This window comes from Brevibacterium sp. CT2-23B (genome assembly GCF_013168765.1).
Taxonomy (GTDB): domain Bacteria; phylum Actinomycetota; class Actinomycetes; order Actinomycetales; family Brevibacteriaceae; genus Brevibacterium; species Brevibacterium sediminis.
Genome location: NZ_JABBYK010000003.1, coordinates 75,302 through 92,797, shown reverse-complemented (window position 1 = coordinate 92,797; position 17,496 = coordinate 75,302). Strand labels below are relative to the sequence as shown.

Below are 17,496 nucleotides of genomic sequence, written 5' to 3'. Positions count from 1 at the left end.
GCGAGGCTCTGACCACAGTCAGGGTTGCCAGGTATGCGGCACAGCCGCCGCATTGGACACGGAGGAATCGTGAGCGACAAAGAACCCACGACGACAATCGACCCCGGTGACGGACACCAGCCCGAGACCCTCAAGCGGGTCATGGGGCCGAAGCTGCTGCTTCTGTTCATCGTCGGTGACATCCTCGGAACCGGCGTCTATGCACTGACCGGCAAGGTGGCCGGGCAGGTCGGCGGTGCCGGTTGGGCACCGGTGATCCTCGCCTTCCTCATCGCGCTGATCACCGCCTTCTCCTATATGGAACTCGTGACGAAGTATCCGCAGGCCGCGGGTGCCGCGCTCTATACGCACAAGGCGTTCGGAATCCACTTCGTGACGTTCCTCGTCGCCTTCGCCGTCCTCAGCTCCGGAATCACCTCGGCATCGACGGCGTCGAATGTCTTCGCGGCGAACCTCGTGGCCGGTTTCGGTTGGGACGTCTCCGGCACAGGGGTGATGTGGATTGCGCTGGCGTTCCTCACCCTCATCGCGCTCATCAACCTCCGCGGAGTCGGCGAGAGCGTATGGTTCAACGTCGTCCTCACTCTCATCGAGCTGAGCGGTCTGCTGCTGGTCATCGTCGTCGGCTTCTTCGCACTCGGTTCGGGTGACGCCGACTTCTCACGCGTGATGATCTTCGAGACCGAGGGCGACAAGAGCGTCTTCCTCGCGGTCACCGGTGCCACTGCGCTCGCCTTCTTCTCCATGGTCGGTTTCGAGGATTCGGTCAACATGGTCGAGGAGACGAAGGATCCGCGGATCTTCCCGAAGATCATGCTCTCTGGTCTGACGATCACCGGCATCATCTACGTCCTCGTCTCCCTGGTCACCGTCGCAGCAGTGCCCATCGGCGTGCTCACCGAGAGCGAGACGCCGCTGCTCGAGGTCGTCCGGGAGGGTGCTCCGGGCCTGCCGATCGATACGATCTTCCCATTCATGACGATGTTCGCCGTTGCGAACTCGGCCCTGATCAACATGCTCATGGCCAGCCGTCTGCTCTACGGAATGGCCAAGCAGAACGTGCTCCCGCCCGTGTTCGCGAAGGTCTTGGCCGGACGCCGCTCGCCGTGGGTGTCGATCATCTTCACGACGCTGATCGCCTTCGCGCTCATCTTCTTCGTGTCCACGATCCTGCCCGAGACGGTGACCGCGTCCCTGGGCGGCACCACCTCGCTGCTGCTGTTGGCAGTGTTCGCCGTCGTCAACGTCGCTGTGCTCATCCTGCGCAAGGACAAGTCCGGCAATGCCGAACACTTCAAGGCACCGACGATTCTGCCGTGGATCGGAGTCATCACCTGCGTGTTCCTCGTTGGTCCGTGGGCCCGTCTCGATGAGCTCATCCAGTATCAGATCGCGGCGGCGCTCGTCGGCATCGGTGTCGTCCTGTGGGCCGTGACCTGGTTCTGGAACCGTTCGACGAAGGGCACGAGCACCCGATTCCGCAATCCCGAAGAGCTGTCGTGAGCTCATCCCCTCGCCGAGGCGGCGCAGCCGGGGCCGCTCGCCGACCCATGTCTGCATCGCTCGATATGCTGGGACTGTGGGTTCCCGACCTGCGCGCTCGGATCTGTACAGCTCAATCCAACGAAGGTGAAAAATGACAGTACTTGTCGGTTACGTCAACAATCCCGCCGGACACGCTGCTCTCGATGCCGGCATCGCGCAGGCGAAGAAGGACGGCAAGGAGCTCGTCGTCGTCAATGCGTCACGGTCGGCGCAGCGCAGCGACTCCTACCGCCTCGGCGAAGGGGAGCTCAAATCGGTCAACAACTACCTGACCACGGCGGACGTCGAATTCCGCGTACTGACCTTGGGCAGCGAGTACGACCCGGCCGAACAGATCCTCGACACCGCCAACGAGGTGGGAGCCGAACTGATCGTGCTCGGAACCCGGAAGCGCACCCCGGTCGGGAAGTTTCTGCTCGGGTCGACGATTCAGAAGGTCATCCTCGACGCCGAAGCCCCGGTACTGTGCGTCAAAGCCGCGCACTGAGGGCTTGACCGCAGCGCACACGCAACCCGCCTCGCTGGGCTGTCATGCACCCGCCGCACGCACGTCTCAGCGGAGCCGCTCCATGATGAGATCGGCGTTGACATGAGCGCCGGCCATCACCCCGCTGGCTGTGCTGGCCACGACCATCGCCGACACGTCTGCGCTGTTGCCGACCGCCCAGACGCCGGGCACATCGGTCTGCCCTGCCATCTGCGTCGGAATATAGGTGCCCATCCCGCTCGGGTGAGCGACGACCTCGCCTCCGAGCTGGGCGAACAGGTCGGCATTTGCTCGACCATACGCACCGACGGTGAGCGCATCGAAGGTAAGCGATTCCGCTCCGTCCGCGGATTCGGCGGCCGCCAGTGAAACGACGGTGTCGGACTCGGTGCGGGCCACCTCGGTGACGGTGGAATCGATGAACTCGATGCCGAGCGTATCGAGCATTGCCGTCTGTTCGGAATCAGGGGCGGGAGCGTTGTGCCGGATGAAGCTGACGTGGTCGCTGAGCTGGGAGAACAGCATCGCCTGGTGGTATGACATGGCCGTTGTGCCGATGACCCCGATGCGCTGTCCGCGCACCTCGAAGCCGTGGCAGTAGGGGCAGTGCAGGACGGAGTCGCCCCAGCCTTCCGCGAGACCCGGGATGTCCGGAAGTTCGTCGCTCAAACCGGTGGCGATGATGATGCGTCGGACCCTGACATCGACCCCCGCCGAGGTGGTCAGTTCGAATCGATACCGCGGAGCCGCCTTGGCGGGGTGGGGTTCCGAATCGATCGTGCGTGCTTGCTGCACGGTCGCATCGATGAAGGCAACGCCGTACTCTTTGGCCTCGGCGCGGCCTTTCGCCACGAGATCCTGGGGCCTGATGCCTTCGTGGCCGAGGACGTTGTGCGCGTGTGCGCTTGAGGAATTGCGCAGCTGGCCTGCGTCGATGACGACGACGGATCGCAGAGACCTGGCCAGGGCGATCGATGCGGCGAGGCCGCCTGCCCCACCGCCGATGACGGCGACATCGAAGGAATCCTGCGCGGATTCGGCCGACGAGTCGGGCGCAGTTGGCTGGGAGTTTACGGGTGCAGTTTGGGTGGTCATGATTCTCCTGTGTGCTGATGGATGGTCGGCGTCTATTCGAGTGTGTTCCTAGCCCGTATAAAAGTGCAAACGTGTTTGCAGAAACAGCAAATTGTGTCATGCTGAGGGCATGGAAGAGCCAAGAGAGTCAGGGGAGCGCGCCGCTCATGCGACGGGTCGGATGTCGGAGATCCTCTCCGATGGGTCCGCCCCGGTTGAGGCGCAGGAGGCTATCCGGCAGTCTTTGGCGGGTGTCGGCGCTCGCCTGCGAGGGCTGCGGCAGGAGCAGGGGCGCACCCTCGACGAGGTGGCTGAGCTTGCCGGAATGTCGACGAGCACACTGTCGCGCCTGGAATCCGGGAAGCGCAAGCCGAGTTTGGAGCTGCTGCTGCCGCTGGCTGGGGTCTATGGGCTCCCGCTCGATGAGCTTGTGGGGACTCCGCCGATCGGCGATCCGCGCATTCATATCTCCCCGCGGAAGTTCCACGATCAGACGATCCTGCCGCTCAGCCGCGGAGCGATCGGAGTACAGGCCTTCAAGCACATCGTCGACGGTCGGCAGACACCGAAGCTCGGTGCGCTGAAGACTCACCCCGGATTCGAATGGGTGTATGTGATCCGCGGTCGCCTGACCCTCATCCTCGGCGACCGGACGATGGTTCTCAGTGCTGGAGAGGCCGCAGAGTTCGATACGCGCACTCCGCACTGGTTCGGGGGAGCCGATGACGGCGGGGTCGAGTATCTCAGCCTGTTCGGACCCGAAGGACAGCGCGTTCATATGAAGAGCTGAGTGGAGCTGTGGGCCGGCGCAGGCGCTCGTTGATACGACGGGGCGTCGGTTGCGCGCGCTTGATTGTGGCGGGAAGTGAGTTCCGCAAGCGTGACCGTGGCGGGACGTGAGTTCTGCCCGGGTGGCTGTGGCGGGGTCCTGGTCCTGCGTGCTCGCGTCAGTGGCGAGAAGTAGTCTAGGTCCACTTCGTCGACACCGTAGGTGAGAGCCCCTTCTTCTGGTCGCCGCCAGCGATCATTGTCAAACACCGCACTCCGAGTGAGATCTCCCATTGACCAGCGTAAATAGTACAAAATAGTAAAACAGAGAAAATATCTCAAATAAATCGTACAGAACTATCGACTTTGTTCTATTCCTGGATTAGAATGGAGCCAAGCCGAAGACATCGACGATGATGAACGGACACAGAGAAAATGGCTCTCATTCCCGACCGAAGGTACGACGAGCACAACGATCGCGAAGCGGGAAAGGCTTCGCAGGCGCCACCCCCTCAAGGTTCACCGCCCAGTGACCTTCCTCCAGCTGCAACCGGCTCTTCTGCCCGGTCTGCCGACGGTGGCTCCTCCAGGTCGACGTACCGGGAGTTGCTCGCTGAGGCCGGATTCGATCTGACCGGTCATCCTCTCGCCGACAGATTCGACGGGATCGCCGACAACCTGACCGACGGCGAGGCGATCGCCGACCAGGCTGGTGACGGACATAGTGACGCCGTCGAGGACGGCAGCGATGAAGTCGTCGACGGCGGCGCAGCTGCGTCAGGCGGCGGTCAAGCAACCGCTATCGAGGCTGACGCAGCTGTGCCTGCTCTTCCGAACGGTGATATCCACGCCGGGCAGGGGCCCTGGTCGAGCAGGACGACGATGCCGGAGACCGAGGCAGAGGTCCAGGCATGCATCAGAGAGATCGAAGCACGCCAAAGCGCGTGGATGAAAGCAAAGCGCGAAGAACGTGAGGCACAGAGAGCTGCGGAGCGTGAGGAGTATCTGAAGAAGAACCCGCAGGCTCGCGCAGAGGACGAAGAACTCGCGCGTGAAAGAGCGGAGTGGAACGCCCACGTTGAGCGGTACGAGGCGAAGAAGCGGGCGCAGAAAGAAGCCGAACGTATCGCTGAGGCAGAACGCGCGGAGCGACACAAGGCACTCGCCGAACGCTATGACTCAGAAGCTGACACGCATCCCCTGCTCGACGAGTTTCGCTGGTCAGACTTGAAGCACGCAGCCCCGGAAGTCACAGAAAGCATCTGCGCTCTGCAGGGCCTGCTCGACGGGCTCCACGACTTCACTCGCCCCATGGGGCCCGATGACGCGGTGACTCTTCTCGATGGTCTTGAGACCTTGAACCGTCTGACGGAGTCCCTGTCGGTCGTGACCCTCTCCGTGTTCGAACGTGTCGGCACGCCCCGCGACTACGGGGCGAAGACGACGAAGGCGCTGGTCCAACATCGGCTCAACCTGTCTGCACAAGAGGCCTATCGCCGCACTCAGCTCGCTGAGTGCCTGGGAAAGCGGACCAGCATGAGCGGGGAATCGATCGAGGCGCAGTTTCCGATTCTCGCAGCGGCCCTTCGTGAAGGAGTGCTCTCGGCAAACCAGGCGTCGACGATCTCCAAATGCTTGAAGAACCTGCCTGTGAACGTATCGGAGGACGACAAGATCAAGGCTGAAAGCCTGCTCGTCGAAAAGGCTCAGTCGGTTCGCGTCTGCGATATCCATGCACTCTTCGAAGAGATCCTGGGCTGGATCGATCCCGACGGCCAGGAACCGAAAGAAGCGGCAGACCGGGACAGCTTCGCTGTCAACCTGCGCCAGGCGAAGGACGGAACGTGGACCCTCAAAGGTCGCCTCGACGAGGAGACCGGTGGGATCCTCAACGGCCTGCTGACTTCGCGCATCAAAACCGATTCTCAGTCGGACGAGGACAACTGCGCGAACGCGGCAGGAATCGATGCCGCTCCCGCGGATGGCGAACGCCCGATCGACGGAGCGAGCGCCACCGACGAAACCCGATCTGCCGACGACGCCCGCCCCGCAGCCGAACGCGGCGGTGACAGTGTGAGCGACCTCGATCAGGAAGTCGTCGACGCCTATACGGAGGTTCTGCGCGGCGACCGCGCGGACTGTCTCGACCCTTCGCTTGACTTCACCCCGCCGCAGGTCGGCGCGAATGGTGAGATCCCGCAGGGAGCCGGGGTGAGGCAGGACGGCTCACTGGTGACGATGGCCGCTGAGCAGCCGAGTGTCCGGCGTCGCATCTACGAGCGTTTCTCCAGCGTCATCGGCGGCATCGAAATGAACCGCATCAAGGCCGGAGCGGCGTACGCACTGGTCGTCACAGCCAAGGCAGAAGACCTGGCGAACCGGACCGGCAAGGCCGTCACGGGAGTCGAAACGCCGTTCCCGATCGATTCCGCTGCTCTGGAAGGACTGAACGGATCGGTCTTCTTCCACCTCATGGGCGAGAGAGCGAAATCGTTGGCACTCGCGACAGAACGACGGTTGGCCACAGAGAAACAGCTGGCAATTCTCGCCAGCCGTGACCAGGGATGCACGTTCCCCGGATGCGACACTCCTCCCGGCTGGTGCGAAGCGCACCATATCGTCCCATGGGCGCAGAACGGCAAGACTGACGTCAACAATCTCACTTTGGCCTGTTCAGCGCATCACCACCTGCTTGATTACACCGATTGGGACTGCAGAATGCTCATCGACGGTCGGCCCGCGTGGGTGCCACCGGCGACCATCGATCCAGCACAAGAACCGGTGCTCCACGCACGGTTCATCGCGCGGGAAATCGGAGAGACTCTCTTCGGCTGACAAGCACTTAGGTTCAGCTGACAAGCACTTGGGTTCGGCTGGCAAAACCCGGGCAATGTGACTGTTATTCGCGGGACACGTGGCCGAGACCAATGGTGCGGTTCATCGGCGGCGTGGTCCGCGGGGAACGGAATGTTCTTCTCACATGCACTGTTGCCTCGTTATGAAGCTTTCGATCCTTGACCTCGTTCCTGTCCGTACAGGACAAACGACAGCAGACTCCTTCGCCGCCTCAAAGCAGATCATCGACACGGCTGACAAGCTCGGATTCACCCGCTATTGGGTCGCCGAGCACCACAACATGCCCTCGATCGCATCGACGATGCCAGGGCCCGAACTCATGCACCTCGGCCAGGGAACACAGCAGATCCGCCTCGGTTCCGGTGGAGTCATGCTTCCCAATCACGCCCCGCTGGCGGTCGCCGAGCTGTTCGCTCTGCTCTCCGCTGTCTACGGCGACCGCATCGATCTGGGAATCGGTCGCGCACCGGGGACGGACCCGATCACTTCGGCGGCAATGCGCGGCCACCTCGGTGAAGGACGGATGGTCGACCGTGAAGGACGAGCAATCGATCCCGTCGAACAGTTCCCCCAGCACGTGATCGACACTCTCAGCCTCATGCGGCCCGAGGGGATGCGAGTTCCGCTTCACGGTGGACGCGAACATGTGCTCAAGGCGACGCCCGCGGCAGCTCCGGGAACGCAGCCGCTGCCGTGGCTGCTCGGTTCATCCGGTTACTCGGCCAGGCTGGCAGCTGAACTCGGCATGCCCTATGTCTTCGCCAACCACTTCGCATCGGGTGCCACCACCGGAATGAAGATCTACCGCGACAATTTCACGCCTGGCGCTTACGGATACAAGCCGCAGACCTTTGTCACGGCCAACGTCGTCGCAGCACCCACCGAGGAAGAAGCGCGGCTGCGCTCGGAGCCATTCATGCTGCAGATGGCCAGAATGCGCACCGGCGGACCGATGGAGAAGCTGCACCTGGCCGGCGACGACGTGCGATCGGTGATGACCGACCAAGAGCGTATGGTCGGCGAAGAGCTCTCCGGCAACTGGATCATCGGCGACACGAAATCCGTGTCCGCGCAGCTCGAGGAACTCGCCGAGCGCTTCGAGGTCGACGAGATCATGATTCAGCCGATTGCGGGTGCCGTGGAAGGCGAAGACGTACGCGAAGACCCAGGACGGACTCAGACGATCGACCTGCTTGCCACGGAATTCCTCGGCTCCACCGGAGCTTCCGGCGTCGCTGATGCAGGCACCGATATGTGACACCTGGCTGAGGTCTGTCCCCGGTTCCGATCGGGGCCGATATCGGCCATCGGCACCGGGCCGAAGTCTCAGCTCAGCATCGATTCGGGCAAGTGGACTTCAATCCACGACCAGTCCGCGTTATCCTGTCACAGTGTCATGAAAGCTGACAGTCGTGTGACAGCCAGTAGAATCGACACCGTGCAGAACCTCGTCTACGGCGAGGCCGCTCCTTGCGGAGAGGTCGAAACGGAGGCGAATGCTGTACGCCGAATGCGCTCGCGCACCTTCGGAGACTTCCCCCACGCGGGCCCCGGCCTGCAGACCGAAAGAGAAATAATGCGTACCAAAATTGCTGTTTCGGCAGCACTTGGGGTCGGACTGGTTTTCGGCGCCGGTGCTCCCGCACTGTCGAGCAATCTGTCGTCGACCGACGCCGCAAAAACGTCCGGCATCTCCGCTGATGTCGTGCCCGGCCAAGAACTCGAACGAATCACCGACGGCAAGATCGAAAAGGGCGAGACCGCCTACGTCGATGTCACGGTCGCGACACTGTGGACCGACCCGAAGGCCCCTCGCAAGGTCGACAAGCCCGCGCTCCAGCACCCCGTCGACCTCAAGAAGTGGAACAAGAACCTCGAATCCACCGATGTGCGCCGGGGCCTGACTGGAAAAACCGAGACACAGGCAACCTACGGTTCGGAAGTCTCCGTCCTCGAAACCAAGGGCAGCTGGGCAAAGGTCGCCGTGACCGACCAGAAGACCCCGAAGAACAAGAAGGGCTACCCGGGTTGGCTGCCCAAGAAGCAGCTGGTCGAAAACGACCGCTTCGGAAAGCTCGCCGAAGACCAGCCCCGCGCAGTGGTCACGAAGCCCAAGAGCGAACTCGAAGGCATCGAATTCACCAAGGACACTGGTGCCGACGTCAGCTTCAACGTCGACCTGCCGCTCATCGCCCAGGACGTCGATGATGTCCGCGTCGCTCTCCCCGGAGGCGGAGCCGCCTGGATCGACATCGATGACGTGGATGTCTACGACGTCGGCGACAAACCCGAGAAGCCCAGCGGCAAAGACCTCGTGAAGACCGCGAAGCAGTTCGAGGGCCTGCGCTACCTGTGGGCCGGAGTCTCCGCCTACGGATTCGACTGCTCCGGATTCACCTACTCCATCTACAAAGCCCACGGCATCGATCTGCCTCGCGACTCGGGAGAACAGGCGAAGGCGGGCAAGGCTGTCTCCTCGTCGAACCTCAAGCCCGGAGACCTGCTGTTCTTCTCGACCAGCTCGGGAACAGTCCACCACGTCGGAATGTACGTCGGCGACGGCAAGATGATCCACTCGCCGAACGCGTCGAAAGACGTCTACATCACCGACTGGAAGAAGTGGGACACCGGAAACGAATTCTCCGGAGCCCGCCGCATCCTCTGATCTGGATCGAGTCAGATGGTCCCGGTTGCAACCAGGACCTGACCAGTTCAGTCGAGTGACCAGACGACACACTGATGGCCGGTGCCCTGAGGAGGGCACCGGCCATCAATGATTTCAGTAGGGCCTAGCTGGGAACATCGCCAAGGTTGCTGAGCACGGCTCTGGCTGGGGAGCATCGCCAGGTCTGCTGAGCATGGCGATTGCTGAGAGACCTGGCCAGGGGAGGGGAGGGGCCTGGCCTGGGGAGAGGTGCCCGCCGAGGCGGCTATCGAGCAGAGTCGACCGGAATGACCGGCGACCCGATTTCATCGAAACTTGTCCACCGAGGCGACCGCCGTATGGTTTCTCCGAGGCGACCGCCGGTCAGTGCCGCGAGCTCTGAGTCGATTTCAGGAAGATGGCACGGGCCAGATCATCCCGACGTTCGATGACCAGCCGGCGCAGAGCCGCAGGTGCATCGTCGTTGGCGGCCAACCATGCGTCGGTCTTCTCGACCACAGCCTCCTCGTCGACGGACCACCGGGGATAGAGGCCGAGCACCAGGCGGCGAGCGATCTCAATCGAATTGTCCGTCCAGAACCCGAGCAGACCATCGAAGTACTCATCGACATACTCCTCGATGAGCGGCATCGCACTCGGCGCGATGAACCCGGCGATGATCGCCGACAGAACATCATTGCTCAGCGCTCCCGCCTCGCGGATCGCCTCCCAGGCACGAATCTTGACGATCGGCAGAGGCAGTGCGGCACTGGCCGTCTCGGCGTGAAGTCGACCCGAAGAGCTGGGATCCGAATGATTCTCCCGCGCGATATCCGTCTGATCTGCCCACCCGAGGCAGACGAGCGCCGTCAGCGCATTCCACCGCAGCGCATGATCATTGATGAGACCCCGGAACGGCAGCGTCGCAGTCGAATGCTCGGCGCCTCGACCCGTGCGGGCACCACCGGAAGCTTCGGCCGACTGACTCACCGAACCGGCCCGATCAGCAGAACCGGCCTGCCCAGCCGAACCAGCTTGCCCAACCGAACCAGCCCGATCAGCCGAACCGGCCTGCCCGGGAGCTCCGGCATACATCCGGTCGATCTCCTCACCGACCGGCACCGTCAGGATCTGGCTGGCGAACCCACGCCCCATAGCCACCGCGGAACTGCCGGCGGCACAGCGGGCCGTCCGCGACGTCAGCGCCAATACGAGGTTGGCCAGATGCAGCTGCGCATCCGAACCCGCCTTCGCCGCCGCCAACGCATCCAACGCGGCTCCCAAAAGCCCCATGATCGCGGCATCGAAATTCCGATCCGCCACCCACTGATCGATGCAGGTCAGAGCGGTCTGACTGAGCCCCGCCATGATCCCGGCATGACTCTCCTTGCCCAGGCTGCGGGCATAGGCGGTGAGGTACTTCTGCACCGGCATGAGCCCATCGCGCACCGCATTGTCCAAGGCCGACCACACCAGGGCCCGTGACAGCGGATCCGTGATCCGCGACGCCGAGGTGACCGCCGCCTCCGTCGACTCCGGATCGAGGCGCACCCGCGCATAGTCCAGGTCGTTGTAATTGAGCAGAGTGATCACGCCGGCGCTGCGACCGATCAGCTGCTCGACGTCGGCAGACTCGGTCGAGAACTCGAAACGGAAGGAATCCAGGGGAACGATCGCCCGCCCCGACCGCCCGAGCGTGGCGATCTCGATCGTGTGCGGCCGCAGCAGGGCTGTGCCCTCGGCCGAATCGGACTGAGTGATCGTGGCACCCGTGACCTGTTCCGAACCGGACCGTCGCCGAGGCGGGTTCACCCTGCCGCCCGACCCGGATCCTGCCCCGTGAGCGGCTCCGGCAGCCTCATCGAAACCGTCGCCGACCGCATCCGGGCTGCGCAGCCTTGCGCCCGAACTCGAAGCCACGAGCCTCCCTCGTCCCGCGCTCTGCGCGGAGACGTCGGAACCGGCAGAATCTCCGTCGGCCCCGATTCCGGCCCCGCCCTGCAAGAACGCGGCCGACCCGACCGTGGACCCTGCCGACCCATCCGGGGACCCAGACGAACCGTCTGCCGTCGTGAGCTGCAGGGACAGCTCCGAGACTCCGGACGTCCCCAGCCACGCGGCCGCCCAGTTCGCGATGTCCCGGTCGGGAGCCGCCTCGGCGAGGCATTCGAGGAAATCAGCCAACTCGGTATTGCCGTATTCGAACCGTCTGAAATACAGCCGCGAACCTGCGAAGAAAGCCTCCCGGCCGACGAACGCGACGAGCTGCTTGAGCACGGATGCGCCCTTGGCATAGGTGATGCCATCGAAGTTGAGCTTCGCGGCCTCGACATCGGGGATGTCGGCGACGATAGGGTGCGTCGTCGGATGCAGGTCCTGCGTGTACGCCCACGCCTTGCGGCGCAACGCGAAGGTCACCCACCCATCGTTGAACCGCGTCGCCTCGGCCAGCGCGAGCCCGCCCATGAAATCGGCGAAGGATTCCTTGAGCCACAGGTCATCCCACCACTTCATCGTGACGAGATCGCCGAACCACATATGCGCCATCTCGTGCAGGATGACATTGGCACGGGACTCGTAGTTCGCGTCCGTGACCTTGTCCCGGAAGATCAGATTGTCCGTGAACGTCACCAGACCGGGGTTCTCCATCGCGCCGAGGTTGTACTCGGGAACGAAGATCTGATCGTACTTGCCCCATGGATAGGGGTAGTCGAATTCGGAGGTGAAGAAGTCGAGGCCCGCCTTCGTAACGCCGAAGATATCCTCCGCGTCGAGGTGGTCGACGAGGCTCGCGCGCGTCCACGCGCCCAACTGCACGGTCTGCCCGGTGCGCGGATCCGTCCACTCGTCCGTCGCCCCCTCGTAGGGGCCCGCGGTGATGCAGGTGATGTAGCTCGACTGCTTGAGCGTCGGTTCGAAGCAATGGGTGACCGCGGCAGACGACTCGTATCCGTTCGCAGGCTCGAATCCCGCCGAGGCGGCCCCCGCCGCACCATCGGCCGGTTCCGTCCGCGCCTCGGCCCGGTTCGACAGAACCTGGAAATGTGCGGGAGCGGTGACCGTGAAGATGAACTCGGCCTTGAGGTCGGGCTGGTCGAAATTCGCAAAGACGCGACGGGCGTCGGTGGGTTCGTACTGTGTATAGAGATAGGTTTTGCCGTCGGCCGGATCAGTGAACCGGTGCAGACCCTCGCCCGAGGTGGAATAGCGGGCCTGCGCCTCGATCGTCAGGGAATTGCGGCCGGCGCGGACGGGGAACGTGACTCGGGCGCCGTCGAAGACCTCGGCGGGGGAGAGACTCTCACCATTGATCAGAACTGAGGTCACGGAGTCGGCGATGAGGTCGATGAATGTCGAATCGACGAAGCGGGCGGAGAAGTCGACGACAGTGCGAGACAGGTACGTGTCGGCATCGGTTTCGGCGTTGCTGACGTCGATATGGACTGAGTAGGAATCGACCTCGAGCAGCTGTGTTCGGCTCTGCGCTTCGCTTCGGGTGAGATTCGTTGTCATTCAATAGCCTCCTCGGCGGACAGACTTTAGCATGCCACATTTCCGGTATTCTGAGTACAGCACCAGCGAGCGGCAGAGGGGACTGATGGCGGACAATCGGGTCAGCGAACTGCCTCGGCGGGGGTTCAACGTCGTCGCCCACCGCCTGCGCTTAGGGCTCAAGCGAGTGTGGGTGAACTCCGGTCAGCTGATCCAGATCCCCATCGCCGCGACCGCCGCCTACGCCTTCTGCGTCTATGTGCTCGGCCACCCGTATCCGTTCCTCGCCGCGGTCGCCTCCGCCGTCGGCATCGGCCCCGTCGTCGACCGTCGCCTGCGCCGCGCCCTCGAGATCGGCATCGGAGCGACGTTCGGGGTGCTCGTGGGCGAGATACTCGTCAACTTCTACGGCTCCGGCATCTGGCAGCTCGCCCTGACCCTGATCATCGGCCTGACGATCGGCACGATACTGAACTCCGGCGGCATCTTCATCACCCAGATCGCCGTCCAATCCGTCTACGTCGTCGTAGTCCCTGCCAGCGCCACCACCATGCCGTTCCCGCGCACCCTCGACGCTCTCACCGGATCCGTCTGCGCCATCCTCCTGGCACTGCTGATCCCGCGCGACGCTCGAAAGGCTCCGCGTCGCCTGGCCGCGGACATGCTCGAGGAGGTCGACGCAGTCCTCAGGATGATGAAACGAGCCCTGCGCGAAGCCGATGTGACGATGGCAGGACGAGCCCTCGAGCGTGCTCGCGAAACCCAGGACATCATCGACTCCTGGGGTTCATCCCTGCGGATCTCCCGTGAAGCCGCGAAGATCAACGCACGTGCCCGCCGGCATGCGGCCGAAGTCACCCGCCTGTCACGTGCCCACACCTTCTCCGACCGCGCGATGCGGACCATGCGAGTCATCGCCCGCCGCGTCGTCGGCATCACCGAGCTCGGCGTCGCCAAACCCGTCATCGCCGACTACGTCGGATCCTTGGCCGACGGTGCGAAGAAGCTCGAGATCGCTCTGCGCCGCGGCACCGACCGTTCCCTCGCCGAGGCGGCCCTGTCCGAAGCGGCGGGGGCTCTGGATCCGCGAGCGAAGCCAGATTGGGACATCCACGACGAGTCGATGGTCCTGCTCCTGCGGACAGTCGCCGTCGACCTGCTGCAGGCCGCGGGACTCACTCGTGAAGAAGCCCAGTCCCGGCTTCCACCGCTGGCCGTGAACGCCGATGATGACGACGGACCGGCCGTCGAATAGCCGTCGAAGCTGTGCGCGTACTGCGGAGAGAACGCCGGATGGGGTTTGCGTCGAACGGGGCGTCCCCGAGGCGGTCAGCTGCTTTCGACGACGAAGACGGCGTTCGTGCCCGGCTCCAGAGCCGTGAACCGGTGAGGCTGATCGCCCGGATGGGTGAGGTAGTCGCCGACGCCCAATTCGTAGGACTTGCCGAGCACTTCGATGCGTGCGGCCCCGCGGCCGAGGATGACATGTTCGATCGTGCCCTGCGGGTGCGGCTGAGACTCCCTGGGTTCACCCGGTTCGGCCTGGATGAAGTAGACGTCGCGTCGGGCATTCGTCGGCGACGGCGAGAGCAGGGTGGCCACATAGTTCGCGGTGGTCGAGGGCAGGCTGGGCATATCGCCGACGTGTTGGAAGGCGACCTCGTGCGGGGGCGGGTCGAGCAGGCGCGCAAGGGGGATGTCGAGCGCAGCGGCCAGAGCCCACATCGTCTCCAGGCTCGGATTTCCGCTTCCCGTCTCAAGCCCGGACATCGTCGACTTGCCGATGCCGGCGCGCCTGGCGACCTCGGAGAGGGAGAGTCCGGCGCGCAGTCGTTCTCGTTTCAGCGCCGCCGCGATCTGCTGACTCGGTGAGAGCGACGGGCCGGGCGCTGTGGCGTCGGAATCGGTGGCGCTGGGAGCGGACTCGGGGTCGGAGCTGCCCTGAGCGTCATTCAGCGAATCGTCGTTGCTTCGAGAAGTCATGGGTTCACTATAGCGGTTAGGCCGTTCGGGTTGACGAACGATGGCCGAGGGTGCACTGTATAGAACATGGGTTCATTATTTCGCACGGCTGATCGGGTGCTCCCCGGCTCGACCTATCGTGCGGTCGCCATCGTCACCGTCACGATCATCGCAGTCGCGCTGTCGTACGGGGCGATCTCCGCGGTCTCCGGATTCGCCTGGTGGCAGACTCTGCTGCTGGCGATGTTCGCTCTCGGCGGCGCCGCCGAATTCACCTTCGTCGGCGTCATCGCCGCCGGCGGTGCCCCGATCCTCGCGGTGCTGGCGGGTCTCCTCGTCAATTCCCGGAACTTCGCCTTCGGCGTCGCAGTCGGCCCTTTCTTCCCACAGGACTGGCGAGCTCTCATCGCCTCCCACTGGATCAACGACGAATCCACCGCGATCTCGCGCCTCGGGCACAACGACCGGGCGAAATGGCATGCGTTCCTGCTCATGGGCGCCGCAATCGCCATCATGTGGCCCGGCGGTGCCATGGTCGGGCAGTGGCTGGGCAATGTCATCAACGCGGACCTGCTCGGACTCGATGCGGCCTTCCCGATCATCCTCTTCTGCCTCATCCGCGGGGACCTGAAGAACCGGGTCACACTCTCGCTGACCGTCATCGGCATCCTCATCGCCGTGGGCCTGACCCCGCTGCTGCCGCTCGGGCTGGGAGCAGTGACCTCGCTGTCCGTCTTCGTCTTCGTCGCCGCCGGCTGGGGTGTGCGTTGGTTCATCCGTCGCCGCCGCGCAGGCGACAACAGCGCAGACCCGCACGATGCCGCCCACTCGCAGCACTCAACCCGAGAGGAGAGCCGCCGATGAGCGCCGTCAGCTTCCTCATCGCCCTTGCCGGGCTGAGCCTCGGAACCTATCTCATGCGCTTCGCCGGTGTGAAGGTGGGAGCGGCCATCGCCACGAAGGGGCGCCGGCGGACCCCGGCGACCGCCTCGGCAGGGCCTGACTCCTCTGTGGGGGCCGATTCCTCCTCGGGCGTGGACGGACAGGGCACAACCGCCCCTGCAGGGGCCGACGGACAGGGCACAGCCGCCTCGGCGGGGGCCGGTGATTCGGCCGACTCGACCGAGCGTGTGACGATGTGGATGGACCGGGCCACGGTCGTGCTCATCGGCGCCGTCTTCGCCACCACCGCGGTCTTCGACGGCACTGACATCGCCGATCCGGCCCGCCTCATCGGCGTTGGTGCCGGCGTTCTCGCCTCGATTCTGCGCGTGCCGATGCTGCTCGCCGTCGTCATCGGCATGGGCGTGTGTGCGCTCATCCGCACCACCGGGATCCTCTGAGCAGGGACGGCAGGCATCCACTGTGAAAGCCGTGGGATGCGGATGGGCAATTGCCGAGGATCTCCAGCCCGGAACTGCCCCGAAAGCCCGAGATTGCTAGGCTGGGACCATGGAATACATCGCGGGCTTTCAGCGTCTCGTCTTTCTTGCCCTGACGGTGGCCGCATTCGTCGTCCAGCTCTGGGCGTTCATCGACTGCCTCCGCTTCAAGGACGAGAACTACCGTGCCGTGGACAAACAGAGCAAGAAGTTCTGGGTCATCCTCCTCGGCGTCGGACTCGCGCTCGCCCTCATCGCACTGCCTCCGATGGGCATGAGCATGATCTTCCTCAACATCATCGCCCTCGTCGCCGGCATCGTCTACCTCACCGATGTGCGCCCGAAGGTCCGCGCCGTCGACCCGCGATACCGCAACCGCTGACCGACTTGACGCCGTAACTGCATTTGCGGACCCGATCGGCAAGCGCCCAGCACACGCTGACTAGACTCACCCTATGAGCACCGACCTCAACCTGCCGGGCCCCGAATCCGGCTTCATCGCCACGTTCGGAAGCGGCGAGCCGCACACCCTCTTCGGCCACGGATTCGCCGGCGCGATCCGCGACACCCGCCCCTTCGGCACCGGCATCACCGGCACCCGCCACTTCCTCCACCTGCCCGGCCACGGCGGCCGCCCCTCACCCTGCCCCGGCTGGACCTACCCGCAGATCGCCGAGGTGCTCGCCGACGCCGTGAGCACCACCTCGGCGAGCCGAGCGCTGGGCGTCTCGATGTCCGCCGGAGGACTCCTCCACCTGCTGAGCATCGCCCACCCCGTGACCCGCGGTCTCGACAAGATCGCCCTCGTCCTCCCCGCCTCCTTCACCGGTTTCCCCGCCGAGGTGGCCGCCGCCAACCGCTCCCACCTGGAGAGACTGCGCCGCCTCGTCGCCGATGAGAACATCGACGGCATCGTCGAACTCATGCTCTCCCGCGAACCCGCCGAGGTGGCCCAGATGCTTCCCGCGCGTGCTTGGACCAAGGCGAAGGCCGAGAACCTCGTCCACACGGACATGTCCGACGGACTCGGACTCGCCCTCGAAATCGCTGTCGCGGATACCGAAGAGGCAGCCCGGAACCTGCGCTCCTTCCCGGGCGATGTCCTCGTGCTCACCCACGAAGACGACCCAGCACATCCGGTCCCCGTCGCCGAAGCCATCCACCGTGCGATTCCGAACTCCCGCCTCGAGGTGCTCCCTGCCGGATCGATCTTGTGGCGCGGCCGTCATGACGTACGGCGCATCCTCGGCGAGTTCTTCGGTTAGGCACCGGCTTCGACCAGGCGC

At 64.2% G+C, this 17,496-nt stretch carries 14 protein-coding genes; 11 read left to right on the top strand and 3 right to left on the bottom strand.

Features of this window, described 5'->3' with window-relative positions; translation table 11 throughout:
• Positions 1-69: 69 nt before the first annotated feature.
• Complete coding sequence (locus tag HIM68_RS09035; RefSeq protein ID WP_229663977.1) at positions 70-1,503, top strand: APC family permease; 1,434 nt, start codon at positions 70-72, stop codon at positions 1,501-1,503.
• 133 nt (positions 1,504-1,636) lie between these two features.
• Positions 1,637-2,032, top strand: coding sequence for a universal stress protein (locus HIM68_RS09030; RefSeq protein ID WP_172171541.1), 396 nt, complete (start codon positions 1,637-1,639; stop codon positions 2,030-2,032).
• Between the two features lie 66 nt (positions 2,033-2,098).
• On the opposite strand, the gene HIM68_RS09025 is transcribed toward HIM68_RS09030, so the two are convergent.
• Positions 2,099-3,127: an NAD(P)/FAD-dependent oxidoreductase gene (locus HIM68_RS09025; RefSeq protein WP_172171539.1), complete on the bottom strand. Its 1,029-nt coding sequence runs from the start codon at positions 3,125-3,127 to the stop codon at positions 2,099-2,101.
• Positions 3,128-3,236: 109 nt separating this feature from the next.
• On the opposite strand from HIM68_RS09025, the gene HIM68_RS09020 reads away from it, so the two are divergent.
• From HIM68_RS09020 to HIM68_RS09005, 4 genes are all read left to right on the top strand, one after another.
• On the top strand, positions 3,237-3,896 hold the full coding sequence (locus tag HIM68_RS09020; protein ID WP_229663978.1) for a helix-turn-helix transcriptional regulator: 660 nt from the start codon (positions 3,237-3,239) through the stop codon (positions 3,894-3,896).
• 584 nt (positions 3,897-4,480) lie between these two features.
• A complete protein-coding gene (locus tag HIM68_RS09015) occupies positions 4,481-6,709 on the top strand; it encodes a DUF222 domain-containing protein (RefSeq protein WP_172171537.1) in 2,229 nt (742 codons plus the stop codon).
• A gap of 163 nt (positions 6,710-6,872) precedes the next feature.
• The gene (locus HIM68_RS09010; protein WP_172171535.1) at positions 6,873-7,988 is read left to right on the top strand and encodes an LLM class flavin-dependent oxidoreductase; all 1,116 of its coding nucleotides are present in this window, start codon (positions 6,873-6,875) and stop codon (positions 7,986-7,988) included.
• A 318-nt stretch (positions 7,989-8,306) separates the two neighbouring features.
• Positions 8,307-9,395, top strand: a complete 1,089-nt coding sequence (locus tag HIM68_RS09005) for a C40 family peptidase (protein ID WP_139468109.1) — start codon at positions 8,307-8,309, stop codon at positions 9,393-9,395.
• Between the two features lie 363 nt (positions 9,396-9,758).
• Here the strand turns inward: HIM68_RS09005 and pepN are convergent, their stop codons facing one another.
• On the bottom strand, positions 9,759-12,887 hold the full coding sequence (gene pepN, locus HIM68_RS09000) for an aminopeptidase N (protein WP_172171533.1): 3,129 nt from the start codon (positions 12,885-12,887) through the stop codon (positions 9,759-9,761).
• An 85-nt stretch (positions 12,888-12,972) separates the two neighbouring features.
• On the opposite strand from pepN, the gene HIM68_RS08995 reads away from it, so the two are divergent.
• Positions 12,973-14,121 (top strand): aromatic acid exporter family protein, encoded by a 1,149-nt coding sequence (locus HIM68_RS08995; protein ID WP_172171531.1) that lies wholly within the window; start codon positions 12,973-12,975, stop codon positions 14,119-14,121.
• A gap of 74 nt (positions 14,122-14,195) precedes the next feature.
• On the opposite strand, the gene HIM68_RS08990 is transcribed toward HIM68_RS08995, so the two are convergent.
• Entirely contained in the window at positions 14,196-14,849 is a 654-nt protein-coding gene (locus tag HIM68_RS08990) for a helix-turn-helix domain-containing protein (protein ID WP_139468112.1), read from the bottom strand.
• Between the two features lie 66 nt (positions 14,850-14,915).
• Between HIM68_RS08990 and HIM68_RS08985 the strand changes: the two genes are divergently transcribed.
• The 4 genes from HIM68_RS08985 (at position 14,916) to HIM68_RS08970 (ending at position 17,475) form a co-directional block, all read left to right on the top strand.
• Positions 14,916-15,692: an AzlC family ABC transporter permease gene (locus HIM68_RS08985; protein WP_139468113.1), complete on the top strand. Its 777-nt coding sequence runs from the start codon at positions 14,916-14,918 to the stop codon at positions 15,690-15,692.
• Positions 15,689-16,171 (top strand): AzlD domain-containing protein, encoded by a 483-nt coding sequence (locus HIM68_RS08980; RefSeq protein ID WP_172171529.1) that lies wholly within the window; start codon positions 15,689-15,691, stop codon positions 16,169-16,171. Before HIM68_RS08985 ends, HIM68_RS08980 begins: the two co-directional genes overlap by 4 nt.
• Before the next feature lie 109 nt (positions 16,172-16,280).
• Positions 16,281-16,592: a DUF2516 family protein gene (locus HIM68_RS08975; RefSeq protein ID WP_092010787.1), complete on the top strand. Its 312-nt coding sequence runs from the start codon at positions 16,281-16,283 to the stop codon at positions 16,590-16,592.
• Positions 16,593-16,665: 73 nt separating this feature from the next.
• Entirely contained in the window at positions 16,666-17,475 is an 810-nt protein-coding gene (locus tag HIM68_RS08970; RefSeq protein ID WP_172171527.1) for an alpha/beta fold hydrolase, read from the top strand.
• The last annotated feature ends 21 nt before the right edge of the window (positions 17,476-17,496 follow it).

Excerpts from the sequence above, each read along its gene's own strand:
- HIM68_RS09030 (WP_172171541.1), top strand. The coding sequence starts at position 1,637 with ATGACAGTACTTGTCGGTTACGTCAACAATCCCGCCGGACACGCTGCT.
- HIM68_RS09025 (WP_172171539.1), bottom strand. The coding sequence starts at position 3,127 with ATGACCACCCAAACTGCACCCGTAAACTCCCAGCCAACTGCGCCCGAC.
- HIM68_RS09020 (WP_229663978.1), top strand. The coding sequence starts at position 3,237 with ATGGAAGAGCCAAGAGAGTCAGGGGAGCGCGCCGCTCATGCGACGGGT.
- HIM68_RS09010 (WP_172171535.1), top strand. The coding sequence starts at position 6,873 with ATGAAGCTTTCGATCCTTGACCTCGTTCCTGTCCGTACAGGACAAACG.
- HIM68_RS09005 (WP_139468109.1), top strand. The coding sequence starts at position 8,307 with ATGCGTACCAAAATTGCTGTTTCGGCAGCACTTGGGGTCGGACTGGTT.
- pepN (WP_172171533.1), bottom strand. The coding sequence starts at position 12,887 with ATGACAACGAATCTCACCCGAAGCGAAGCGCAGAGCCGAACACAGCTG.
- HIM68_RS08995 (WP_172171531.1), top strand. The coding sequence starts at position 12,973 with ATGGCGGACAATCGGGTCAGCGAACTGCCTCGGCGGGGGTTCAACGTC.
- HIM68_RS08990 (WP_139468112.1), bottom strand. The coding sequence starts at position 14,849 with ATGACTTCTCGAAGCAACGACGATTCGCTGAATGACGCTCAGGGCAGC.
- HIM68_RS08985 (WP_139468113.1), top strand. The coding sequence starts at position 14,916 with ATGGGTTCATTATTTCGCACGGCTGATCGGGTGCTCCCCGGCTCGACC.
- HIM68_RS08980 (WP_172171529.1), top strand. The coding sequence starts at position 15,689 with ATGAGCGCCGTCAGCTTCCTCATCGCCCTTGCCGGGCTGAGCCTCGGA.
- HIM68_RS08975 (WP_092010787.1), top strand. The coding sequence starts at position 16,281 with ATGGAATACATCGCGGGCTTTCAGCGTCTCGTCTTTCTTGCCCTGACG.
- HIM68_RS08970 (WP_172171527.1), top strand. The coding sequence starts at position 16,666 with ATGAGCACCGACCTCAACCTGCCGGGCCCCGAATCCGGCTTCATCGCC.